Origin of the sequence: Flavobacterium cellulosilyticum, from assembly GCF_004349355.1 — a bacterium.
Taxonomy (GTDB): Bacteria; Bacteroidota; Bacteroidia; order Flavobacteriales; family Flavobacteriaceae; genus Flavobacterium; species Flavobacterium cellulosilyticum.
The window spans coordinates 116,353-141,376 of sequence record NZ_SMFK01000010.1 but is presented as its reverse complement, the minus strand read 5'-3'; the positions used below and the strand labels follow the sequence as shown (position 1 = coordinate 141,376).

Annotated in this window: 23 protein-coding genes; 10 read left to right on the top strand and 13 right to left on the bottom strand. The window is 32.5% G+C overall.

The features are described from left to right. Positions 1–1,249: 1,249 nt before the first annotated feature. The 4 genes from obgE to hpt form a co-directional block, all read right to left on the bottom strand. On the bottom strand, positions 1,250–2,251 hold the full coding sequence (gene obgE, locus E0F76_RS14090; RefSeq protein WP_132007340.1) for a GTPase ObgE: 1,002 nt from the start codon (positions 2,249–2,251) through the stop codon (positions 1,250–1,252). Positions 2,252–2,318: 67 nt separating this feature from the next. After that, positions 2,319–3,593: a hemolysin family protein gene (locus tag E0F76_RS14085; RefSeq protein ID WP_132007337.1), complete on the bottom strand. Its 1,275-nt coding sequence runs from the start codon at positions 3,591–3,593 to the stop codon at positions 2,319–2,321. A gap of 86 nt (positions 3,594–3,679) precedes the next feature. Then, positions 3,680–4,252: an adenylate kinase gene (locus E0F76_RS14080; protein WP_132007334.1), complete on the bottom strand. Its 573-nt coding sequence runs from the start codon at positions 4,250–4,252 to the stop codon at positions 3,680–3,682. Positions 4,253–4,286: 34 nt separating this feature from the next. Then, positions 4,287–4,817: a hypoxanthine phosphoribosyltransferase gene (hpt, locus tag E0F76_RS14075; RefSeq protein WP_132007331.1), complete on the bottom strand. Its 531-nt coding sequence runs from the start codon at positions 4,815–4,817 to the stop codon at positions 4,287–4,289. A 700-nt stretch (positions 4,818–5,517) separates the two neighbouring features. Here hpt and E0F76_RS14065 point away from each other — a divergent pair. After that, positions 5,518–6,675 carry a 5-(carboxyamino)imidazole ribonucleotide synthase gene (locus E0F76_RS14065; protein ID WP_132007328.1) on the top strand — a complete coding sequence of 386 codons (1,158 nt, stop codon included), beginning with the start codon at positions 5,518–5,520 and terminating at the stop codon, positions 6,673–6,675. A gap of 153 nt (positions 6,676–6,828) precedes the next feature. Then, entirely contained in the window at positions 6,829–7,314 is a 486-nt protein-coding gene (gene purE / locus E0F76_RS14060) for a 5-(carboxyamino)imidazole ribonucleotide mutase (RefSeq protein WP_132007325.1), read from the top strand. Positions 7,315–7,386: 72 nt separating this feature from the next. Here the strand turns inward: purE and E0F76_RS14055 are convergent, their stop codons facing one another. Then, positions 7,387–8,058, bottom strand: coding sequence for a hypothetical protein (locus E0F76_RS14055; RefSeq protein WP_132007322.1), 672 nt, complete (start codon positions 8,056–8,058; stop codon positions 7,387–7,389). Between the two features lie 224 nt (positions 8,059–8,282). Here E0F76_RS14055 and E0F76_RS14050 point away from each other — a divergent pair, with 224 nt between their 5' ends. After that, positions 8,283–10,310: a M3 family metallopeptidase gene (locus tag E0F76_RS14050; RefSeq protein ID WP_132007319.1), complete on the top strand. Its 2,028-nt coding sequence runs from the start codon at positions 8,283–8,285 to the stop codon at positions 10,308–10,310. Positions 10,311–10,548: 238 nt separating this feature from the next. On the opposite strand, the gene E0F76_RS14045 is transcribed toward E0F76_RS14050, so the two are convergent. After that, complete coding sequence (locus tag E0F76_RS14045; RefSeq protein ID WP_132007316.1) at positions 10,549–10,899, bottom strand: hypothetical protein; 351 nt, start codon at positions 10,897–10,899, stop codon at positions 10,549–10,551. A 188-nt stretch (positions 10,900–11,087) separates the two neighbouring features. Then, the gene (locus E0F76_RS14040; protein WP_132007313.1) at positions 11,088–11,918 is read right to left on the bottom strand and encodes a hypothetical protein; all 831 of its coding nucleotides are present in this window, start codon (positions 11,916–11,918) and stop codon (positions 11,088–11,090) included. A 233-nt stretch (positions 11,919–12,151) separates the two neighbouring features. Between E0F76_RS14040 and gcvP the strand changes: the two genes are divergently transcribed. The 4 genes from gcvP (at position 12,152) to E0F76_RS14020 (ending at position 17,369) form a co-directional block, all read left to right on the top strand. After that, positions 12,152–15,001, top strand: coding sequence for an aminomethyl-transferring glycine dehydrogenase (gene gcvP, locus E0F76_RS14035; protein WP_132007310.1), 2,850 nt, complete (start codon positions 12,152–12,154; stop codon positions 14,999–15,001). A 47-nt stretch (positions 15,002–15,048) separates the two neighbouring features. Further along, a complete protein-coding gene (locus E0F76_RS14030; RefSeq protein ID WP_132007307.1) occupies positions 15,049–15,417 on the top strand; it encodes a group III truncated hemoglobin in 369 nt (122 codons plus the stop codon). 138 nt (positions 15,418–15,555) lie between these two features. After that, the gene (locus tag E0F76_RS14025) at positions 15,556–16,614 is read left to right on the top strand and encodes a 3-oxoacyl-ACP synthase III family protein (RefSeq protein ID WP_132007304.1); all 1,059 of its coding nucleotides are present in this window, start codon (positions 15,556–15,558) and stop codon (positions 16,612–16,614) included. 230 nt (positions 16,615–16,844) lie between these two features. After that, positions 16,845–17,369 (top strand): methyltransferase, encoded by a 525-nt coding sequence (locus E0F76_RS14020; RefSeq protein ID WP_132007301.1) that lies wholly within the window; start codon positions 16,845–16,847, stop codon positions 17,367–17,369. Here E0F76_RS14020 and E0F76_RS14015 read toward each other — a convergent pair whose 3' ends face one another. Further along, positions 17,370–18,158: a polysaccharide deacetylase family protein gene (locus E0F76_RS14015; protein WP_246022071.1), complete on the bottom strand. Its 789-nt coding sequence runs from the start codon at positions 18,156–18,158 to the stop codon at positions 17,370–17,372. A gap of 107 nt (positions 18,159–18,265) precedes the next feature. Between E0F76_RS14015 and E0F76_RS14010 the strand changes: the two genes are divergently transcribed. The 3 genes from E0F76_RS14010 (at position 18,266) to E0F76_RS14000 (ending at position 20,702) form a co-directional block, all read left to right on the top strand. Continuing rightward, positions 18,266–19,117, top strand: coding sequence for a glycosyltransferase (locus tag E0F76_RS14010; protein WP_132007297.1), 852 nt, complete (start codon positions 18,266–18,268; stop codon positions 19,115–19,117). A gap of 77 nt (positions 19,118–19,194) precedes the next feature. After that, positions 19,195–19,941, top strand: coding sequence for an MlaE family ABC transporter permease (locus E0F76_RS14005; RefSeq protein ID WP_132007294.1), 747 nt, complete (start codon positions 19,195–19,197; stop codon positions 19,939–19,941). Beyond that, positions 19,941–20,702, top strand: a complete 762-nt coding sequence (locus E0F76_RS14000; RefSeq protein ID WP_132007291.1) for an ABC transporter ATP-binding protein — start codon at positions 19,941–19,943, stop codon at positions 20,700–20,702. The genes E0F76_RS14005 and E0F76_RS14000 overlap by 1 nt, the downstream gene beginning before the upstream one ends. Positions 20,703–20,766: 64 nt before the next feature. Here E0F76_RS14000 and E0F76_RS13995 read toward each other — a convergent pair whose 3' ends face one another. From E0F76_RS13995 to E0F76_RS13975, 5 genes are all read right to left on the bottom strand, one after another. After that, positions 20,767–21,825 (bottom strand): mannose-1-phosphate guanylyltransferase, encoded by a 1,059-nt coding sequence (locus E0F76_RS13995; RefSeq protein ID WP_132007288.1) that lies wholly within the window; start codon positions 21,823–21,825, stop codon positions 20,767–20,769. Positions 21,826–22,145: 320 nt separating this feature from the next. Further along, positions 22,146–22,919, bottom strand: a complete 774-nt coding sequence (locus E0F76_RS13990; RefSeq protein ID WP_246022070.1) for a DUF6268 family outer membrane beta-barrel protein — start codon at positions 22,917–22,919, stop codon at positions 22,146–22,148. 490 nt (positions 22,920–23,409) lie between these two features. Next, the gene (locus tag E0F76_RS13985; RefSeq protein ID WP_132007285.1) at positions 23,410–23,775 is read right to left on the bottom strand and encodes a hypothetical protein; all 366 of its coding nucleotides are present in this window, start codon (positions 23,773–23,775) and stop codon (positions 23,410–23,412) included. Between the two features lie 114 nt (positions 23,776–23,889). Next, entirely contained in the window at positions 23,890–24,084 is a 195-nt protein-coding gene (locus E0F76_RS20040) for a helix-turn-helix domain-containing protein (RefSeq protein WP_407920992.1), read from the bottom strand. Positions 24,085–24,124: 40 nt separating this feature from the next. After that, positions 24,125–24,994: a hypothetical protein gene (locus tag E0F76_RS13975; protein WP_132007282.1), complete on the bottom strand. Its 870-nt coding sequence runs from the start codon at positions 24,992–24,994 to the stop codon at positions 24,125–24,127. Positions 24,995–25,024 lie beyond the last annotated feature (30 nt).

The following is a 25,024-nucleotide window of genomic DNA, read 5'->3' as shown; positions in this document are numbered from 1 at the left end:
TTTTTTAAATCTTTCGACTCTCTTACTCTCTTATATTTGTTCTAAGATCTCTCTTAAAACGGCTGTCAATTCAATATGTCTAAGAACTTTCGTTTTTTTATTTCTTACGCTATTCTTTCGGTTAGCGGCTGCAAAAGTAACTATTCTTTTTTAACTGGCAAGACTTTTTGAAAATCTTTTGAAAAATATTTTTTTTCCATCTTATTATCAATCTTCTTATCAGTCTATCAAGGAACGTTGCTCGTTTAGCGGGGTGCAAAGGTAACTCTCGTTTTTAAATCTCACAAGCTTTTTTTAAAAATATTTACAAAAATTTTAAATTTGAACTAATATCAGTACAGTTTTAGAATACCCAACTACACAGATAAACTAAAATTATGCGGAAACAGTAATTTTACAAAATTTCATTCCATATTTAAAATTAAATTGTAAAACTCTTGTATTGAACTATTCAAGTTGTTATTATTAGAAAAAATAGCGGCTTATTTCGAACTAATTTTCTCCTTTTTATTTAAATTTTGGAATTTGTAACACCCCTTCACTAAAATTTCGTTTACAAATTTAAAATAGAAAACATCTTAGAATTAATATAAAAAACAGTTAACAAATAGTAGATTAGGCGAAGTAACTCTTTGGACTAAACTAAGAAAAAACTAAAAAAGTCCATACAGTAGACATTAATTAAAGAAGAGTCTCTTAAACAAATACCTTAATTAGTTATTTTTATTTACACAAAAACAAATCAAGATTATCCGAAAATCAAATACAAGACACTCGTTTATTAATAGATCTGTATCTTGAAATTCAAAAGATGTAGAATCTAAAGTCAGAATTATGTAATATTATTAAAAAAAAACATCAGTGAAATAATTGTTTATACTATTCTTATCATATCCATGCGAAAAAAGAGAAAAAAATCTTAGTTTAAATTCTTCAATACAATATTCAGAACGATATCAATCATTACCAAACCATATTGAATAAGGCAGCAGCAGCACAAATGCATCAACTAACTTAATCAATACTATAATAAAAGCGGTTTGCCCACAATTCAGAGTAGCGAAACATTGAATTACGTTATTTATAAGAACTCCTTTTCACGAAAAATAAATTCTTCTCCAAAATTTGGGATAGATTCCCTTGTTCCGAATCCAATTAAGACCTACATCGCAAATTTCTTTTAAATAAAAAAAACCACTATAAAGAAAATAGTCTTTATAGTGGCGTTATTGAGTTGTAATAGTGAAATTTATTCATTCAACATTTTCCAAAGCTTGTCTTTCAACTCTGTTAAACCTTGCTGGGCAACAGATGAAATAAACATATAAGCAACATCTTTGAAAGCGACATCTAATTCTACTTTAAGTTCTGCTTTTAATTCATCGTCCAGCATATCACATTTAGAAATAACCAACAAACGTTCTTTGTCTAACATTTCAGGATTGTACTTGGTTAATTCGTTTACCAAAATATCATATTCTCCTTTGATATCGGGCGTATCTACAGGAACTAAGAAAAGCAAGGTAGAATTGCGTTCAATATGACGCAAGAAATAATGTCCTAGACCTTTTCCTTCGGCAGCTCCTTCAATAATTCCAGGAATATCAGCAATTACGAAAGATTGAAAATCTCTATAAGCTACAATTCCAAGATTTGGTTTTAAGGTTGTAAATGGGTAATCGGCAATTTTAGGCTTTGCAGAAGTTAGTACAGACAATAACGTTGATTTTCCAGCATTTGGAAAACCTACCAAACCGACATCTGCCAAGACTTTTAGCTCTAGAATAACATCCATTTCCACTCCAGGCAATCCTGGTTGTGAATATCTAGGAGTTTGATTTGTCGAACTTCTAAAATGCCAGTTTCCTAACCCCCCTTTTCCACCACGAGAAAGAATTTGTTTCTCACCGTTTTCAGTAATTTCAAATAAAGTTTCACCGGTTTCTTTGTCTCTAACTACAGTTCCCAGTGGAACTTCGATAAATTTATCATCACCATCTGCACCAGTACTTCTATCACCACCACCATCGCCACCGTGACCTGCTTTGATATGTCGAGCAAATTTTAGATGAAACAAGGTCCAAAGCCCTTTGTTTCCCACTAAATAAACGTGTCCTCCACGTCCTCCATCACCACCATCAGGCCCACCCTTTTCAATAAATTTTTCTCTATGCAAATGCGTGGATCCTTTTCCTCCTTTTCCGGAAGAAACATATATTTTTACATAATCTACAAAATTTCCTTCAGTCATTTTTTTTTAAGTATTCAGTACTCAGTAATCAGCAGTCAGTTTATTTACTAAATGTGATCTCTGAACTCTATTGTTTTAAGGCTTTCACCATCACTTTATCAATCTTCACGCCATCCATATCAATGACTTCAAATTCCATTTTTTGCCAAATTAATTTCTCTCCTTGTTTTGGAATATGAGAAAGTTCAGTCATTATTAATCCGCTTACAGTGGTAACTTCGTAATCATTTATTAATTCATCTAATTCAAAATAAGTCAAGAAATCATGTAAAGAATAATGACCATCTACAAGCCATGTTCCATCTTCTCTTTCGACTAATTTAAAATCTTCCTTATAAAAATCTGAAGCGTCTCCAACCAATGCTTCCAGTATATCGTTTAAGGTAATAATTCCTTGAAATACACCATATTCATCCGATACTAAAGCATAATGTATTCCTGACTTTTTAAATTTTTCCAATGCTTTATATGCAGTGGTATATTCCATCAGATAAGGAGCTTCAGTTATAATATCAGCCAAATTAAAACCGACTGTGTCTATTGTGGCAAAAATATTTTTAAGATTCACTACTCCCGAAATATCATCATAATTTTCTCCATAAACTGGATAAATAGTATGCAATTCTTCTAGCATGAATTCTTTAACCTGCACTTTATTTGAATGCAATGGTAACATCACTACCGCTTTCCTATGCGTCATCAAAGAATTTATTTTTCGATCACCTATATGAAAAACACGTTCTACAATGTCTTGTTCAATTTCTTGTACTTCACCACCCTCAGTACCCTCCTTGATAATTGCCTTAATTTCCTCTTCGGTAATTCTACCGTCAGTTGATGGCTTAATTCTCAAAACATTCAATAAAAATTCAGTCGAATGAGTCAATAACCAAATAAATGGCGCCGTTATTATCGATACCATTTTCATTGGCAAAGCTACTGCTTTTGCAATGGTTTCTGGATGATTCAAACCGATTCTTTTAGGCAATAATTCCCCTAAAACCAATGAGAAAAAAGTCAAAATAACCACCACTATTCCAACTGCAATAGAATGAGCAAAAGGATGTAAAACCTCAAATCCAGCAATAAACTCTTGAACATCATGAGTAATTTTATCACCAGAATATATCCCAGTAAGAATTCCAATTAAAGTAATTCCGATTTGTACAGTCGATAAAAATTTATTGGGAGTATTAGCTAAATCCAGTGCAATTTGGGCATTTTTATTACCTTTTTTGGCACTATTTTCTAATCTGTTTTTCCGTGCTGAAATCAATGCAATTTCCGACATGGAGAAAACACCATTTAAGATGATTAGAAAAAATATAATTAGAATTTCCATTTATATATTTAAAAGATTATAAGAATATGAGGTTATGAGGTTCGATTTTACATGTAACTAAGCTCATAAACTTTTAAACTTCCAAATTAGAGTTTTTCAATTACTGCACTCAAACGTTCTGTAATTTCAGCAATAGAGCCTATTCCGTTTACAGAATAAAATTTATGCTGTTGTGAATAATAATTCATTAAAGGAGCCGTTTTTTCATTGTATTCTTGGTAACGATTACGAATTTTATCTTCGTCTTGATCATCAACTCTACCACTTGTTTTTCCTCTTTCTAACAATCGAGCTACAAGAATTTCATCATCAGCATCCAATGCAATTGTTGCAGTTATCTTTTCGTTTTTTGAAGCTAAAAACACATCCAATGCATCAGCTTGTGCAATTGTCCTAGGAAAACCGTCAAACAAAAATCCTGCAGAATCTTGGTTATTATCTACTTCACTTTGCAACATTTTAATTGTTACTTCATCAGGAACTAAATCACCTTGATCCATATAGGTTTTGGCTAATTTTCCTAATTCAGTTTCATTTTTAATGTTAAATCTAAAAATATCACCAGTAGAAAGATGCGTTAAATTGTATTTTCCTTTTAAAAACTCTGCCTGAGTTCCTTTTCCTGCACCTGGTTTCCCAAATAAAACAATGTTAATCATTTTTGTAATTATAAGTTATGTAATTTATTATTTTTTAGTCTTTCAACTGATATACTTCTGGTAAGTTCCTACCGATACCGTCATAGTCTAGTCCAAAACCGACAATAAATTTATTTGGAATTCTGATACCAACATAATCTATTTTGAGATCTTGTTTGTAAGCTTCTGGTTTAAAAAACAAGGTAGCAATTTTAAAATGTTTAACATTTTTAGCTTTGAACATGGCTTTTAATTCAACCAAAGTATTACCTGTATCGACTATATCTTCGATGATAACAACCGAACGACCAGTTAAATCTTGATCCAAACCAATTAATTGTCTAACTTCGTTTGTAGAAGTAGTTCCTTCATAGGAAGCCATTTTAACAAAACTAACTTCACATGTTCCTTTATAATGCTTCATAAAATCTGAAACTACCATAAAAGAACCATTTAATACGCCAACAAAAATCGGTGTATCAGCAGCGAAGTCATCTTCAACCATTCTTGCAATTTGCGCAATTGCAAATTCTATTTCTTGTGCAGATATGAACGGAACAAATTGTTTATCGTGAAGTTGTATCATGTTTTTTATTTAGAATAATGCACAAAGATACAGAATTCACATTTGAGAAAAGAAATATCCCTGTAATTTTGTATTTTTAATCATAATTTTCATGAATGCCTTCTGAATTGCGACAAAAACTAGAATTTACAAATGGTCACCGTTTAAACTGACTAGAAACGGCTCAATCTATTTTATACAACCCAATTTATTTTAAAGAATTTATTGGCATCTGTTTTACTTCATCGAATCAGGAATCCTACAAAGTGTATTGGGTTTCAGAATTTGTAGCTTACAAAAAACTTTAATAGCGAACCGTTTATTTAGTTTTTTTGCCAAAACTTAAAATTCACTACTGACGAAAGTTCCATTCGCCACTTAGCAAAAATCACACAATTACTCCTAAAATCGCATTATAACAAATCAAAATCTAGTTTTGCTTTAACCGAAATACAAATACAAAATTGTATAGAAATCAGTTTTGACTGACTAATAAGCCATACAAAAGTTGCCACCAAAGCCTATTCAGTGAGAACTTTGTATCATTTCGGAAATCATTTCGATTGGATTCGCCCTGACCTAAAACAGATTATCAACAAAGAATACCACAATCATACCTCAGCCTATATAGCTGTAGCAAGGGAAATCTTGAAGAAAACAAAATAGCATTTCCCAATTCAATCATTATAAAGTATCTTTGCATATAACAAACAACAACGCAATGAATTATTTTTCTTCCAATTTTAAATTGGGAATTCTCGGTGGCGGACAACTTGGCAAAATGCTTTTGTTTGACACCCGAAAATTCGACATTCAAACTTATGTTCTTGATCCGAGTGATGAAGCTCCATGTAAAATCGCCTGTAATAATTTTTTCAAAGGGGATTTAATGGATTTCGAAACGGTTTACAATTTCGGAAAACTAGTCGATGTTTTGACTTTCGAAATTGAATTAGTGAATATCAAAGCCTTAGAAAAATTAGAAAGTGAAGGAATCAAAGTATTCCCTTCACCAAAAACCTTGAAATTGATTCAAAATAAAGGGGTTCAAAAAGATTTTTATGCTAAAAATAACATCCCAACATCTGATTATAAAAGGTTTGATAATTTAAAAAAATTAGTAGTACAAATTCTCGATTCCAAATTAAAATTCCCATTTGTATGGAAATGCACCCAATTTGGTTATGATGGAACGGGAGTGAAAATTATCAGATGCATTGAAGATTTAGATAATTTACCCGATGTAGAATGTATTGCTGAAGCAATGATTCCATTCAAAAATGAATTGGCGGTAATTGTTTGTCGAAACCCATCTGGAGACATCAAAACCTATCCAGTTGTGGAAATGGAATTTCACCCAGAAGCAAACCAAGTTGAATATGTGATTTGTCCCGCTCGTATTGACAATAAAGTAGCCACCAAAGCCAGAGCGATAGCATTAGATGTTTCCGAAAAATTCAACCACGTAGGTCTACTAGCAGTTGAAATGTTCCAAACTGAAAATGATGAAATTTTAATAAATGAAGTAGCGCCAAGACCCCACAATTCAGGTCATTATTCTATTGAAGCCAGTTACACATCACAGTTTGAAAATCATTTGCGAGCTATTCTCAATTTACCTTTAGGAAATACTGACAGTAAAGTTGCTGGAATAATGGTGAATTTGGTTGGTGCAGAAGGTTTTTCAGGAGATGTAGTTTATGAAAATATCGAAAAAATAATGTCTTGGAATGGGGTAACTCCTCATATCTACGGAAAAAAACAAACCCGTCCTTTTCGAAAAATGGGTCATGTTACCATAGTAAACGAAGACATCAATAAAGCAAGAAAAATTGCCGAAGAGGTAAAGAATACAATAAGAGTGATTAGTGGTCAGTAATTAGTAATCAAGTAAACGCATATAATTAAATGGATTTTTTTGATGCAATAATCAACTTTTTGAAAAAAACAGGCAGTTCAAATATAGCAAAAAAGCACTTTATAAACTTTTAAAACATCATTGATCCTTAAACTTTAAACAAATAAAAACAAAATGAGTAAAGTAGCCGTAATAATGGGAAGCATATCTGATATGCCTGTAATGCAAGATGCCATCGATATTCTGAATGGATTTGATATTGAAGTTGAAGTCGATATTGTATCAGCACACAGAACTCCCGAAAAATTATACGATTTTAGCAAAAATGCACACAATCGGGGTATTGCAGTAGTTATTGCTGGTGCTGGAGGAGCGGCACATTTACCAGGAATGGTAGCGTCTATGTCACCACTTCCTGTTATTGGAGTTCCTGTAAAATCAAGTAATTCTATTGATGGTTGGGATTCAGTTTTGTCAATTTTGCAAATGCCAGGTGGAGTTCCTGTTGCAACAGTTGCTTTAAATGGCGCCAAAAATGCGGGAATACTTGCCGCACAAATCATTGGTTCTTCCGACAAATGTGTATTAGACAAAATCATCCTGTACAAAGAAGGACTGAAAGACGCTGTAAACAAAGCAGCCGAGGGATTGAAAAAATAAAATATGCTACCTAAGCAACAAAGTCTTCTCATTATAGAAGACTTTGTTGCTTTTTATTTTTCATTTTTGAATTTATACTTCTTCTTCCAATTCTTCTAGAACACTTTCAAATTCTGAACGAATAAAATCTTGATTATTCAACCAATTCTCTGAAGTCACTAAACTATAATTCACATTATCGGTAGTATTCAGTTCCCAAACAATCCCTTCAGCTGATGGAAATGGAATATTTTGAGACATTTCATCCTCAAATAATCGTTTAATAAGATTCCTGTCCGACAAACCATTATTCAATAATTTCAGCACGTTTTCCTTTGTCAATATTTTTCCGGAATCACCCTCAATTGGTGTCATCGAAAAAAGAACCACTGATGCTTTGGCATTTGGAAACTTTCCGTTATACGCTTTATAAAGCAATTGATTAATCGCATACAAAGTCCCCTGCAAATGAATTTCTGGATATTCTTCGCATACCTTATCAATTAACATATTGTGTGAAATTTGCTGAATCTGACCTTCATTCAAGTCCTCAGACAACTTATAAGTAAGTACTATTTCTGCTGCATCGCTTGGTTCATAGTCTGAAATTGCCATGAAGAGCAACTCTGGTAAATTTTTTTTCTCGGCCGAAGCACCATCGGGATAATTGAATTTTTCTAATAACTGAATATAATCTTCATCTGCCCAATACCCATCAATTTCATTTACGTTATCTACACGTTTAATTTTAACTTGATAATTCATTTATTTTACTTTTCGTTTTTGTAATTAGTCATTTTCTACTTTAATCGTATTTCTAAAATTAAGCTTTTTAAATCTGAAAATGAAATAAATAACATAACTATAACACAATTCGGATGAAAATCGAAGACAAGAATCCATCTAATTTGTCCGCTACATTTTTATAAATTGCTACCTTTGTTCCATAAAACTATTTGACTCCAATTAATTAAAATAATTACATAATAATGAACCTTTTAACTTCAACATTTAATACTAAATACACAACTGCCCCTTTTTCTCAAATAAAAATGGCAGATTACCAACCCGCATTTATTGATAACATTAGTGCTGCAAAAGCCGAAATAGATGCAATAATCAACAATCCAGAACCTCCCACATTCGAAAACACCATTGTCGCACTGGATTTTTCTGGAAATGCATTGGATCGATTATCGTCAATTTTCTTTAACTTGAATTCGGCCGAAACAAGTGATGAAATGCAAAAAATAGCTCAAGAAGTTTCGCCTTTGTTAACTGAATTCAGCAACGACATCACGCTAAACGAAGATTTATTTAAAAGAGTAAAAACTGTATATGACCAAATAGACATCCTAAATTTGTCTCCGGAACAAACAACATTATTAGACAAAAAATTCAAAGGATTTTCTAGAAATGGCGCTTTACTTTCGGAAGATAAAAAATTAAAACTACGTGAAATCGACACCGAATTAGCCAAACTAAAACTAACTTTTGGCGAAAATGTGTTGGCTGAAACCAATAATTACCATATGCACATTACCAATGAAATTGACTTAAAAGGACTTCCAGAAGGTACCATTGAAGCCGCTCAATCATTGGCGAAAAGCAAAGATTTAGAAGGATGGATTTTTACTTTAGATTACCCTAGTTACATTCCGTTTGTTACCTATGCTGACAATCGCGAATTAAGAAAGGAAATGGCCATTGCGGCTGGTAAAAAAGCATTTCAGAATAACGAATTCGACAATCAAGAAATAACCCTTAAGATTGCTAAATTGCGTTTTGAAAGAGCCAATTTATTAGGCTATGCTACCCATTCGCATTTTGTTCTCGAAGAACGAATGGCTCAAAATCCAGAAAAAGTAAAATCGTTTTTGAATGATTTATTGGCCAAAGCCAAACCTGCTGCTCAAAGAGAATTTGCAGATTTGACTGCTTTCGCGAAAGAGTTGGACGGAATCGACCAATTAGAAAAATGGGATGGCGCTTATTATTCAGAAAAATTGAAACAAAAATTATTCAATTTGGATGATGAAAAACTGAAACCTTATTTTCAATTGGAAAAAGTGTTGAATGGTGCTTTTACCATTGCTGGAAAATTATTCGGCTTGACTTTTACCGAAATTTTCGACATCGATAAATACCACGAAGAAGTAATGACGTATGAAGTCAAAGACGAATTTGGCGAATTAGTGGCAATTTTCTACGCGGATTTCTTCCCAAGAAAAGGAAAACGAAATGGCGCTTGGATGACTTCTTTTAAATCACAATATATTAAAGATGGCGTAAACGAAAGACCACATATTTCGAACGTTTGTAACTTTACCAAACCAACAGAAACCAAACCTTCCTTATTAACATTCAACGAAGTAACAACTTTATTCCACGAATTTGGTCATGGACTACACGGAATGTTGGCCAATACGACTTATCCAAGCTTATCTGGAACCTCTGTTTATTGGGATTTTGTAGAATTGCCAAGTCAAGTTATGGAAAACTGGTGTTACGAGCCAGAAGCTTTGGCATTGTTTGCTACGCATTATAAAACAGCTGAAATTATTCCACAAGAATATGTGGAAAAAATCAAAGAAAGTGCTAGTTTCCAAGAAGGAATGGCGACTTTGCGTCAGATTAGTTTCGGATTATTGGATATGGCTTTTCACAGTAACAATCCAACTGAAATTACCGATGTAAAAGCGTTTGAAAAAACTACTTTTGAAGGCACCACCTTATATCCTGATGTAGCCGAAAATTGCATGAGTGTTTCCTTCTCTCATATTTTTCAAGGTGGATATTCTTCTGGATATTACAGTTACAAATGGGCAGAAGTTTTAGACGCCGATGCTTTCGAATATTTCCAAGAAAAAGGGATTTTCAACAAAGAAGTAGCTACCAAATTCAAAGACAATGTGCTTTCTAAAGGTGGCACCGAATTGCCAATGGAATTATACAAACGCTTTAGAGGCCAAGAACCAAAACCAGATGCTTTGTTGAAAAGAGCGGGCTTGATATAAAAAGATTGCAGAATTTAGATTTTAGATAAATACCGAAGTAGTGATGCTTCGGTATTTATATTTCAAAATCTCTCTGAAATTATTTCTATTCACCAATATTATCCTAAAATTGGTGAACGTATTCACCAATTTTAGGGTGTTTTCGGTGAACGTATTCACCAAAATTGATATTTTGAAAACAAAAAAAACATCAACATATAAAATATTGATGCTTTTTTGACCCACAAAAGTGTAATATTTAATTTGGCATTCCTTCTTTTTGCCAAGTTACAAACACAGCAATTTGACTTTCTGTCAAAGCAGGTTTCTTATTTTTGAAGGGCATAAATTTATGATTGTCTTTTGGAACTGTTACGCTATGAATGATATCCCCAATATTATCTTTTACGGTTTCAAAACTATTTAAGGCTACTTTTTTACCTTCAGGCGGAAAATGACAAGGAGTACAACTGGTTTGCATTATCGGAACAATATCTTTTGAATAAGTAAATGTCACAGGGGTAACGTAGGTGTTTTTAGCACTATTACAATTTTGCAAAAAAAGAGCAGCGATAAAAACGCCGCCTGCTAGTAATAAATTTTTACGCATATTTATTGAGTTTTGATTGTTTTAAATTTTGAAAGAATAAAGTTGGTAGTTTGCTCAGATTCTAAATCAATTATATCTAAGGTGTCAAATATAATAATTCATGTGAAACAAAAAATATTCTTTTTACATTCTTCAATCCATAAAAGCAAAAAAACTCTTTTGAGACAAAATTGTTTTGCAATTTTAACTTACTTATTCAACCAAACCACCATCAACCACCAAATAATTGGCACACTTTCGACCCAAAAAGAAGTATAGTATTTGGAACGTTTTTGATTTGCATAAGCCAATAGAATAGCAATTCCAATGGCAATGGCAAAAATCAAATAAAAAAACTGAAAATTGATCTTAAAATTGACATTACTAACAAAAAGTTCTAATACACAAAAAACAACCATTAAGAAATAGCCTAGTGTTTTCGTTAGCTTTACTCCTATTTGCTGTGGAACTGTTTGTAAATGGGGATCATCATTAGCTAAATCAATGATTTCAAAAATAAGAATTAACACAAAAACAAGAATAAACCTTTGGATGCATTTGAGGTAAAAATCCGTTGTTATTGCTATACCCGAATCTAGAATTGGCAATACCAGTGTTACGCCAACCCAACACAAAGCTACTATATAAATTTTTATACCAGCCCAATTACGAGCGTTTTTCCTGTTTGGAAAAAAAGGCAAGGTATATAATAATGTCAATGCTAAAAATAGTACCGAGATAATTTGAGTAATTCGCTGTAATTGAAAAAAGTAATATCCAACTACCAAAAATGAAAAAACACTAATAAAAATAATTGCTTTTAAACTGCTTCTCATTTGTAGTTTTTTTAATCGGACTAAGGCGTCATATTTTACAAAGTTATACCCTACAATAGTTCCAAAAAAAGCAAAATAAGCCATTGGTTTATCATTTGGAATTTGAAACATATAATCCGTCATTCGAACCAAAGCATATACTGACAATGCCACGTGAATGCTGCTATTTATATAAAAATCTAAAAGTGTTTTTAAACTCTTCATTGGACAAAAATAAACAACACTGTTAATAAGACCGCATTTTAGTTGAAAGATTATTTAAAATCAATTGCTTGCAAACCGCAAATTCTGATTATTATCCATAAATTTGCACCTCCAAAAAACAACACATTTTAATTCTAATATGAAATCGCCCGAAAATAAGTAGTTTGTGAAAACAAAATCCAATATATAAAGACGATACCATATTTGACCAAAAACAAATATATTTTACATATATGAAAACAGATTCATTTGCACTTCGCCATTTAGGACCAAGAGAAACCGATATTGCCGCAATGTTAGATACTATTGGCGTAGAATCCCTTGAACAATTAATAGACGAAACAATTCCATCAGACATTCGCCTGAAAAACCCTTTGGAATTAGAACACATTATGACTGAGTATGAATATGCAAATCATATTAGAATTTTAGGTCGGACTAATAAAGTGTTCAAATCCTATATTGGTTTAGGTTATAACCCAACAATTGTTCCTCCAGCTATTCAAAGAAATGTTTTTGAAAATCCAGGATGGTACACCGCATACACACCTTATCAAGCAGAAATTGCTCAAGGTCGTTTAGAAGCGATTTTAAATTTTCAAACTACAGTTATCGAATTAACTGGAATGGAAATCGCAAACGCTTCATTATTAGACGAAAGCACCGCGGCTGCAGAAGCAATGTCATTATTATATGACGTTCGATCCAGAGACCAAAAGAAAAATAATATTTGTAAATTCTTTGTTTCTGAAGAAATATTACCACAAACTTTATCTGTTTTACAAACCCGTTCTGCTCCTATCGGAATTGAATTAGTTGTTGGCAATCACCAAGAATTTGAGTTTTCTAACGACTTTTTTGGAGTTATTCTACAATATCCGGGAAAATATGGTCAGGTATATGATTATGCTGATTTCATTAAAAAAGCGAATGCAAATGAAATAAAAGTGGCTGTAGCTGCTGATATTTTATCATTAGTAAAATTAACTCCTCCAGGAGAAATGGGAGCTGCAGTAGTAGTTGGAACAACGCAACGTTTTGGAATCCCTATGGGTTACGGTGGTCCTCACGCTGCTTATTTTGCCACTAAAGACGAATACAAACGTTCCATGCCAGGAAGAATCATCGGAGTTTCACAAGATGCTGACGGCAATCGTGCACTACGTATGGCTTTACAAACTCGGGAGCAACACATCAAACGCGAAAAAGCAACTTCAAATATTTGTACCGCTCAGGTTTTGCTTTCTGTTATGGCCGGAATGTATGCCGTATATCATGGTCCTGAAGGATTACGTTATATCGCAGACAAAGTACATTCGTCAGCGGTGACATTAGCAGATGCTTTAAATAAATTAGGCGTTTATCAAATCAATACCGCATATTTTGACACTATCGTTGTAAAAGCAGATGCGTTAAAAGTAAGAGCTGTCGCAGAAAAAAATGAAATTAATTTCTTTTATATCGACAGCGAAACCATTTCAATATCGCTAAACGAAACCACTTTAGTGGAAGATCTCAATCAAATTATTGCTGTTTTTGCTGAAGCAGTTGGAAAAGAAACGGTCACTATTTCTGAATATATTTCCGAAGAAAACTTTCCAACGAACTTAATCAGAACATCAGAATTTTTAACGCATGAAGTATTTAACAAACACCATTCGGAAACAAGTTTGATGCGATATATCAAAAAACTGGAACGCAAAGATTTGTCCTTAAATCATTCGATGATTGCTTTGGGTTCTTGCACAATGAAGTTGAATGCCGCTGCCGAAATGCTGCCATTAAGCATGCCTTATTGGAACACTATTCATCCCTTTGCTCCTTTAGATCAAGTACAGGGTTATACTAAAATGCTTAAAAAACTAGAACAACAATTGAATGTGATTACTGGTTTTGCGGGTACAACTTTACAACCTAATTCTGGTGCACAAGGCGAATACGCTGGTTTAATGGCCATTCGAGCTTACCACTTATCTAGAGGTGATGACCAGAGAAAAATATGTTTGATTCCTGCTTCGGCTCACGGAACAAACCCTGCATCAGCTGCTATGGCGGGAATGAAAATTATCGTGACCAAAACCATGGAAAACGGCAATATTGATGTGGAAGATGTTAGAGAAAAAGCACTTCAATACAAAGACCAATTGTCTTGCTTGATGGTTACCTATCCTTCTACTCATGGAGTATTTGAAAGTGCCATTAGAGAAATCACAAAAATTATTCACGAAAATGGTGGTTTAGTGTATATGGATGGTGCTAATATGAATGCCCAAGTAGGCTTAACCAATCCTGCTACTATTGGCGCTGACGTTTGTCACCTTAACTTACACAAAACGTTTGCCATTCCTCATGGAGGAGGCGGACCTGGTGTAGGCCCAATTTGTGTTAATGAAAAATTGGTTCCCTTTTTACCATCTAATCCATTTGTAAATGTAGGTGGTGAGCAAGCAATTACTGCTATTTCGGGCGCTCCATATGGTTCAGCATTGGTTTGCTTAATTTCTTACGGCTACATTTGTATGTTGGGTACTGAAGGAATAACAAATGCTACCCAATACGCAATACTAAACGCAAACTACATGAAAGCGCGTTTAGAAGCACATTATCCTGTTTTATATTCGGGAGAAAAAGGACGTGCTGCTCACGAAATGATTTTAGATTGTAGAGGTTTCAAAACAAAAGGAATTGAAGTATCAGACATTGCAAAACGTTTGATGGATTATGGTTTTCATGCACCAACGGTTTCTTTCCCTGTGGCAGGAACTTTGATGATTGAACCAACGGAGTCTGAAAATGTAGAGGAACTAGACCGATTCTGTGATGCTATGATTGCTATTCGTAAAGAAATAGAAGAAGCAGATATAGAAGAACCAAATAATGTTTTGAAAAATGCGCCTCACACTTTAAACATGTTAACTGCTGACACTTGGAACTTACCTTATTCAAGAGAAAAAGCCGCTTATCCATTAGATTATGTAACTGACAATAAATTCTGGCCAAGTGTTCGTCGAATTGATGAAACTTATGGAGACAGAAACTTGGTTTGCAGTTGTGCTCCAATTGAAGCCTACATGGAAAATTAATATACACCTATAATGTCTCGAGAAATCGGGACATTTTTTTATAAATTATGAGAGACATACAGACAAGAGAAGATCTACATTTGGTAATGAGTTCCTTTTATGACAAATTACTTTCTGACGATAAAATCAATTTTATTTTTACAGAAGTAGCCAAAATAGATTTGAAACCTCATTTACTAGAATTGGTCGATTTTTGGGAACAAATGCTGTTTGATACTGGAGACTACAAAAAAAATGTTCTACAATTACATTTAGATATCAATCAAAAAACAAACCTTCCGCAAGAGCATTTTGATATTTGGCTCAATTACTTTAATGTAACAATTGACGAAAATTTTTCAGGTCCAATTGCAGAAAATATGAAAACAAGAGCACTATCAATCGCCACAGTAATGAAAATAAAAATGCAACATTAAAGACATTCTGATTAAGAATTATCATTTATTTTCTTAATCGCACAAATAAATATAATTACATCATTGCATTGTTAATTTTATGTAATTATATCATTATTTATCTATAAATTTGTTTAAAATCTTTTATATTTTTTTCCAATGAAAATAAAAATAACCGGTGTGGGAAGTTACATTCCTGAAACTATAGTTGCCAATTCAGATTTTGAAAATCACATTTTTTTAAATGAAGATGGAAGTCCTTTTAGCTATCCTAATAATGTCATCATTGAGAAGTTCAAAAGTATTACTGGAATCGAAAAAAGGCGTTATGCCACACCCGATCAAAACACTTCTGAATTAGCTTTTTTAGCTTCACAAAAAGCAATAGAGAATGCTGGAATAGATCCCGAAACTATAGATTATATTATATTCGCACACAATTTTGGCGACGTAAAACACGGGTCAAAACAATCCGATATTCTTCCTAGTTTGGCTACTCGTGTTAAACAAAAACTACAAATAAAAAACCCACGATGTGTTGCATTTGACATCCTTTTTGGTTGTCCAGGTTGGATCGAAGGTGTACTTCAAGCCAATGCACTCATCAAATCTGGAATGGCAAAAAAATGTTTGGTCATTGGTGCCGAAACTCTTTCGAGAGTAGTTGACGATCACGACAGAGACTCCATGATTTATTCCGATGGAGCTGGCGCAACCATAATTGAAGCGTCTGATAACGAAACCGGATTATTATCCTATGAGAGTGCCACCTATGCTTATGACGAAGCGGGTTATTTGTTTTTTGGGAAATCATACAATCCAGAAATAGAAGAAGACAATCGGTTCATAAAAATGCATGGTCGTAAAATTTATGAATTTGCATTAAGCAATGTACCTGCAGCGATGAAAAGCTGTTTAGAAAAAAGTGGCCTAGGAATCGATGATGTTAAAAAAATACTTATTCATCAAGCCAATGAAAAAATGGACGAAGCCATTATTCAGCGTTTCTACAAACTTCATTGCAAACCAGTACCAAAAGACATTATGCCTATGAGTATTCATGAATTAGGAAACAGCAGCGTCGCAACTGTTCCAACCCTTTTTGACTTGCTTATTCGCGGACAAATAGAAAACCAAGTATTGCACAAAGGCGACATTCTTATCTTTGCATCTGTAGGTGCGGGAATGAATATCAATGCTTTTATATATCGTTATTAGCAGCTAGTCCAGCTGTCCATTACAAGTCCACACCCTAAACAAGTGTTTTTACAAGCCCCATAAAGAGCTTCTTTCAGTCGCTTTTATGATGCAATAAAAACTACCTTTTTAGTGTCGTGGGCTTTTCATTTCCATCTGGGCTAAAAATAAAAAAATGAGAAGATAACTTTGTATATTTGCACCTTAATTAAAAATTAGAACGAAGCTGTTCTTCGTTCCTCGCCATAACTATGTACGAAAAAACATTTCCTAATAAAAGATTCAAACATACTTTAGAATTTTTACAAAAACACATAAAAACTTCCGAAACGATTTTTGATTTAGGAGTTCCAAATCCATTTTCAAAAATAATGGAAGCAAACGGTTATAGTGTAAAAAACAATACCGGAGAGGATCTCGACACTGACCAAACCGCATTGCAGGAAGAAAAATACGCTGTTTTTACGGCTTTTGAAATATTCGAACATTTAGTAAACCCCTACACCGTTTTAGAAAACGTAAGCTGCGATAAATTACTAATATCGATTCCGTTGCGATTGTGGTTTTCACCAGCCTATCGTAGCAAAACAGATATGTGGGACAGACATTACCATGAATTTGAAGATTGGCAATTGGATTGGCTGTTAAAAAAAACAGGTTGGAAAATTATCGATAGCGTTAAATTTACGCATCCTGTAAAGAAAATAGGTTTTCGCCCCTTTTTAAGATTAATTACGCCAAGATATTATATGGTTTATGCCGAAAAAATAAAATAATCACCCCTTGATTTTGGATAAATCCGATAAGGTATAAAATCGCATATGATTTTGTTTTACATAATTACAAATGGAGACTAAGTTCTCCATTTTTGTTTGGTAATTTTCGGTAACAACCTCAACGGGTTTGTGTGAATATAGAATCAAAATCTTATGTTGACTGTTTGCATAAGCCAAAAGATCCAGAATATATGGCATACTAAAATGCGCGTAATTGTCATCAATTCCTAAACCAAAAACCACTTTAGAACGACTGTAATAACAGGATTGATTTTCTGGAATATAAGCACCATAAGTCGTTGCTCTTAATACACTAAACGTTTTGAATAATTGCTCATCTGTTAAATTGCTTCTCACACCATAAGGATAGGCAAAAGAAGTTACATTCAAACCATTCGCATTCATCTTTGCCATCATAGGAGTAATTTCATCCTCATAGAATTTTTGAAAACCATTGGTTGCTATATAGTCCAATGTATTAACATGATTGGCTCCATGTCCAGCAATTTCATGTCCATAATTTTGAAAATCCTGAAGTGTGTGCATTCTATCCCGATTCATTATACCTATTCTACAAATACAAAAAGTAGCTTTCCAGGAATAATCTCTGAGTTTCGTATCCGCTTTTTTCCAGTCTTCGACATAATCATCATCAAACGTCAAAACAACCCCACCAATGTCAGCTACAACCTTTTGTACACTATTAGTATCATCAACAACCACATCATCTTTACTACAAGAAAATAACAAACCTAGAAAAATAATAATTAAATATTTTGAAATTTTCAATATTCTAGGATTTTAAGTTAGCATGCAAATATGATGAATTAATTTTAATTAAATTCATACCTAATTACATACAATAACATAAATTTGCAGACTGAAAAAACTATCAAATGAAATACTATATTGTTATTCCTGCTCATAATGAAGAAGCCTTTATTTCATTGACATTAAACTCTTTGATAACGCAAACTGTGCTACCAAAAAAAGTAGTAATAGTAAACGACAACTCTACCGATAAAACGGAAGAAATCGTTTTGGCTTTCGCCAAAGAATATCCTTTCATCAGTTTAGTAAATAAATCTTCGACAGCGGTACATTTGCCAGGAAGCAAAGTAATTCAAGCTTTTCAGAAAGGGTTTGAAACATTAGACGAAAATTATGATTTGATTGTCAAAATAGACGCCGACTTAATTTTTCCTTCGAATTATTTCCAAACCATTATTGGTCATTTCAAAAAAGATCCAAAAGTGGGAATGGCAGGCGGATTTTGTTATATCGAAAAAAATGGGGATTGGATCTTAGAAAACCTAACCGACAAGGATCATATTCGAGGTGCTCTCAAAGCCTATCGCGCAGCGACTTTTAAACAAATTGGAGGCCTAAAACCGGCTATGGGTTGGGATACCGTTGACGAATTACTTTGCAAATTTTACGATTGGAAAGTCGTAACCGACGAAAGTTTACATGTAAAACACCTGAAACCTACAGGCGCTAATTATAATAAAACAGCTCGTTTCAAACAAGGTGAAGCTTTTTATACTTTGGGATATGGTTTTTTAATAACTACCATTGCATCCGCAAAACTAGCAATAATGAAAAAGAAACCCTTTCTGTTTTTTGATTATATTCAAGGTTTTCTGAAAGCAAAATCAGCAAAAAAACCCTTACTAGTTACAGCAGAACAAGCAAAATTTATTAGAAAATATCGTTTAAAGAAAATGAAAGAAAAGTTAATTCGTTGAGTTGGTTTTTCGAAAAAGCAGTAACACATAACCCTAAACTCATAACTTATAACTATTTTTGACAATATTTTAAAATTATGATGCTAATTCGCTATTTATCCCAAATCGGGAGATACTTTTTGATGTGGAGAGAAATTTTCAGTAAACAAACTAAATGGTCTGTAATGAAAGGACTTATCCTCAAAGAAATAGACGACTTAATAATTGATTCCTTAGGCATCGTCGCTTTCATTTCCTTTTTTGTTGGAGGTGTTGTTTCTATTCAAACGGCCTTAAATTTGACCAATCCATTAATCCCCAAAACCCTTATAGGATTTGCTACCAGAGAATCTGTAATACTGGAATTTGCTCCAACGTTTATTTCCGTAATTATGGCTGGAAAAATGGGGTCTTTTATAACTTCAAGTATTGGATCCATGCGGGTTACAGAACAAATCGATGCTCTTGAAGTAATGGGAGTAAACTCCTTAAATTACCTTGTTTTTCCAAAATTAATTGCCGTATTATTGTATCCCTTTCTAATTGGGATTAGTATGTTTTTAGGTATTATTGGAGGTTATATTGCTACTGTATATGGAGGTTTTGGAACGAGTCCTGATTTTATAGAGGGTGTTCAAATCAATTTCATTCCATTTCATATTGCTTATGCCTTTATTAAAACGTTCCTTTTTGGAATTTTATTGGCATCTATTCCTGCATTTCACGGGTATTACATGAAAGGTGGCGCTCTTGAAGTGGGCAAAGCAAGTACTGTGGCTTTTGTTTGGACATCAGTTACTATTATCATGATTAATTATATTCTAACTCAATTACTCTTAACCTAATGATAGAAATAAAAAACATAGAAAAATCATTTGGTGACAGCAAAATCCTTAAAGGCATTTCTGCCGTTTTAGAAACTGGAAAAACAAATTTAATTATTGGACAAAGTGGATCTGGAAAAACGGTTTTGTTAAAATCATTACTTGGGATTCACAGTCCAGAAGTAGGAACAATCTCTTTTGATGGTAGAATTTATTCAGACCTTGACTCAGATGAAAAGAGAGAATTACGTACAGAAATAGGTATGCTTTTTCAAGGAAGTGCCCTATTCGACTCTATGACTGTTTCAGAAAATGTTGGTTTTCCCTTAAAGATGTTTACCAATGACAACAAGAAAATAATTCAGGAAAGAGTGGATTTTGTTTTAGAAAGAGTTGCCCTTGTTGATTCTCATCATAAATTACCTTCCCAAATATCAGGTGGAATGCAAAAAAGGGTTGCCATTGCAAGAGCAATAGTCAACAACCCTAAATATTTATTTTGTGATGAGCCCAATTCAGGACTAGATCCAAATACATCTACCCTTATTGACAATCTAATAAAGGAAATTACCGAAGAATACAACATCACAACAGTAATCAATACACACGACATGAACTCAGTTATGGAAATTGGCGAGAATATTCTCTTCTTAAAAAATGGTGTTAAAGCTTGGCAAGGAACAAAAGAAGAAATTTTTAGAACTGATAACGAGGCAATAGTAGATTTTGTGTACTCTTCGAATTTATTTAAAAAAGTGAGAGAAGCTTATTTAAAAGAATAAAAAAAGGGTGTTAATTATCAAATTTCACACCCTTTTTAATTAAATTATATGACAGTTTATTAAATTATTTTCTCAAACTAGAAACAATCCCTTTGATTTCTTGTTCCTTACTTTTAGGGTAAATCAACAATACATTTTCTTTGTCTACAATAATAAAATCTTCTAATCCATCAATAATTACTAATTTATCTTTGGCTGTACTAATGATATTACTTGATGCATTATTCAATAAAACTGTTGCATTTACAACCGAATTATTATTCGCATCTTTAGGCAATTTTTCGTGCAATGAACCCCAAGTGCCTAGGTCATTCCAATCAAAAGTAGCAGGAATTACATAGACATTTTTTGCATTTTCCATAACAGCATAGTCAATCGAAACATTTTCAGCCAATGCATAATTTTCTTCAATAAAAGATTTTTCCGAAGCAGTATTATAGCTTTCTATTCCTTTTTGAAACAAGGCATTCATTTGTGGTTGAAATTTCTCGAAAGCATCAGTTATGGATTTTACACTCCATATAAAAATCCCACCATTCCATAAGAAATTACCACTTTTAAGAAATGATTTTGCCGTTTCATAATCAGGTTTTTCACGAAATTGAGATACTTTTTTTATTGGTTGCGTATTCGTTTTATCAAATTCAATATAACCAAAACCAGTATTTGGAAAAGTTGGTTGTATCCCAAGAGTCATCAACGCATTTTCCTTGGAACAAAAATCGAAACATTGCTGAAGATTATCTGCAAAAGCACCTTCATCTTCGATCCAGTGGTCACTTGGCGCTACTACCATTACAGCATCAGGGTTTTGCTTTTGTATTTTCAAAGAAGCATATAGAATACAAGGAGCAGTGTTCCGCATTGCCGGTTCCAATAAAACTTGCTCTTGTTTTACCATAGGCAATTGTTCTAAAACTATCGAATTGTATCTTTCGTTAGTTAAAATCAAAATATTTTCTACTGGAATTAATTTTGACAATCTACTGAAGGTTTTCTGAATCAAAGTATCGCCAGCACCTAACATATCATGAAATTGCTTTGGAAATTCGGTTGTACTTACTGGCCAAAATCGTGATCCAACACCACCAGCCATTATAATTGCGTAATAATTTTTATTCATTTTGTATTTTTATCTATTTGCAGGTCTTTTCTATTTGTCATGCAAATATATTTATTATTTAACGGAATACATCTATAGAAACTTTAAAACACCACCTTTATTACTTCAAATTGTAAATATCTTTCGATAAAAAGCAGTAAACTAAAAACTTTATCAACATCAGAATTTACATTAAATAAAGATAATTTTGCTGAATTCACTTCAATTCCCTCTTCCCTTTTTTGTACGATGCCCATGCCATTTCTACTATCTTTTGTTTTTAAAATGCAACTAACTACATAAAGGGATTTGATGAACAATATAGTTTGAAGTACCTTTTCTTAATTAGAAGTAAGATAAAATCGATATATCGCTTCAATTTTAATGAATGGACTACTTGATAAATTAGAATTCAATTGTGTTCTGTTGTCGCCAAATTTGACTAGTGAAGTTGCAAAATCTATTTTTTGATCTATTGGATACACATCAAAACGGTTAGTAGAAAATCCTACTTTTAATCGCATCAATACATTTTTTACAAGTGAATTGTTTTGAATGTAAGTAGAAAACTCCAAGGAGGTGTTTTCTACATAACTGGAGCGCACATTATCAGTTGTTAGTTTGAAACTTCTTCCACGAGCAACAAAATCGGTTCCTAATTTTGTAGTATTAGTTAAACTATAATTCAAATCTGTATTGCTTGGCAAATACAAATTCATTTCAAAAAGTGAGTTTGGACTTAAATAATAAAGTCCTATTAGAGGAGTTATAAACAAACCAAAAGACTCATTACTAGCATAAAGCCCAAATTTATAGCTTAAATTATTCCTCTTTTTATATTTCAAAACGGCTACTCCTCCCAAATAAAAATCTTCCATACTTAGATTTATAAAATCAGAAGATATTTTGGGAAGAAGTATATAAGTTCCACTCCAAAATTCGGAATGCGATATATTAATTCCAGCTTTTATTCTCGCTAAATATAAGTTTTTGTAGGCTATGACCGGAAATAGTTGAAGGCTATTACTACTGAAATCTATTCCAGTAATAATAGCCTGTTTGTCTTTCAACTTTAAAGGTAAAGTAAGATCAATGTCTAAATATGTAATTGTCATTGACTGGGAAATATTTTTATAAGTAGTGGCACCAGATTTTCCATAATTGATAGAAAACAAATCTTAATATTTCTGTGAATAACAAAAATTAGAGAGTGACAGTAAGGTTATAACAGTTAGTTTTTTTATCATAATATAATTATAAAATTACTGACACCTAATGAATAACAAGAAAACATATGATTAACTTTTTCATAATTTTAGATGTTTAAACTTCCTTTATTCTCCATTTCAATTTAAGACTATTTCATTTATGGACTTATATCTAACCCTATAAGGCTGAAAATTATTAGTTTATAATTAAGTTGGGATTTTGAACAAGTAACCACTACAGTAGGAACAGCAAAGGGATAAGCAGTAAACTCACAAGAAGACTGTGGTTGTTGATTTTAAATAATTTACTGTTTTTAAAATTGGTCTTAATCCAACTTTGATGGCTGTACTTTTTTAAAAAAGTATAAATAATTAAAAGTAACATGATTTCTATATTTTAATTTTGGGCTAATGTAAACCCATCTCCAAAACCAAAATCACTCATCGCAATAGCCCCGACGACACCAACGGTAACTAATCCAATTCCAAGCACAAATCCTACTGTTTTTAAAGTTGAATATTTCTGTTCTTTAAATTCTTTGATATTGGAAATTGAAATTTCTTGTTGGGTATTCCTTACCTTAATAGTAATAGTGCTATCGTTTACAACTTGTAGTTTTGATTTCACAAATTTCATGTCCTGACCTATTTTGTAATTTTTACCCACTTCAAGTGAGGTGCCTTTCAAATCTATTGCTCGATAAGTGTAACAACTTTGGAACAAAAAAGAAATGACAATTAAATAAAGGATAGTAGTCTTCATAATTTTAAGTTTTAAATTAATACTCAAAATTAGAAACTCAGTTATAAAGGAATATCCAACATTATCCAAATTGATAAATTCTGGACAAGTTGGATATATCTGGACAATGTAATTTTATTGCTCCTTGAATTCAGAAGGTGTAACATTTGTGAATTTCTTGAAAGCTGTATAGAATGTAGATTTGGAGTTAAAACCACATTCAAGTCCTATAGCAACTATCGTATAGGAAGAATAATCCGATTTTATTAGGTATTTTTTTACTTTTTCAACTCGCAATAAATTGATATAATCTAGAAAATTATAACCAATTTCATGAATTAATTAAATGGGATAATTTACTGGTGCTTATTTAAATTTCTGAAGATAATTTTTCTAAGCTAAATGTAGGATCAAGATATTTTTTGTGTTTTTTAATATAATTTTTCACTATTAGAAACTTTTCTTCTTCAGATTCTTTTGTAATGGGAACATGATTTATGTGTTTTTCTTCCGCATTGATTTCTTTTCTTAGCTGGATACGTTCTATCATTAAAGAATAATTATAAAAACCTTGGTAGCTGATCCAATACAAAAGTGCCGTACTACTTAAACGCAGTGGATAATAGATGAACTCTACAGGATCTAATGTTTTGTCCAAATTTAATAAAATGGCACAAATCCACATAAGTATGACAAAACTCCCAAAAAACATAAAATTTTTAAGCCATCTTACATTGTCAAAAGCTAGTACTTGCTGGTATAATTCTGAATAATTGAAAAGTATTATTATTGCTTTTATAAAAAGAAATATGGAATAAGAAGCATTAATTATTTCTTCTATTTGAGCATATTTAGCAATAAATAAATTTTTATTTTCATAAAAGAAATAGGGAAATAATACCATTCTTATGGCTATTTCTATTACAAATAAAGAAATGGAAACAGTAACAAATGATGATTTTTTCTTTTCTATTTTTAAATAATAAATTAAAAAGGTATAAAAGGAAGGGAAAATTAGAACGTACCAAGGGATTTGGAGTCTGTGAATAAAAAAATTGGCATTGGCAAAAATAGTTTCTAATGTTAATGCTTGAAGATTATTAAACATTAAAAATAAAACTACTAAATTCAAATAAATAATAGAATTATCTCTTCCGTTTTTAGAAGATAGTGTAGCCACTATAAAGATGATTCCGAGTAAAACTCCTGATATCATTAAAAAATCAAATATATTTTTCATGATAAATCCTTTTTAAATGAATAGATTTAT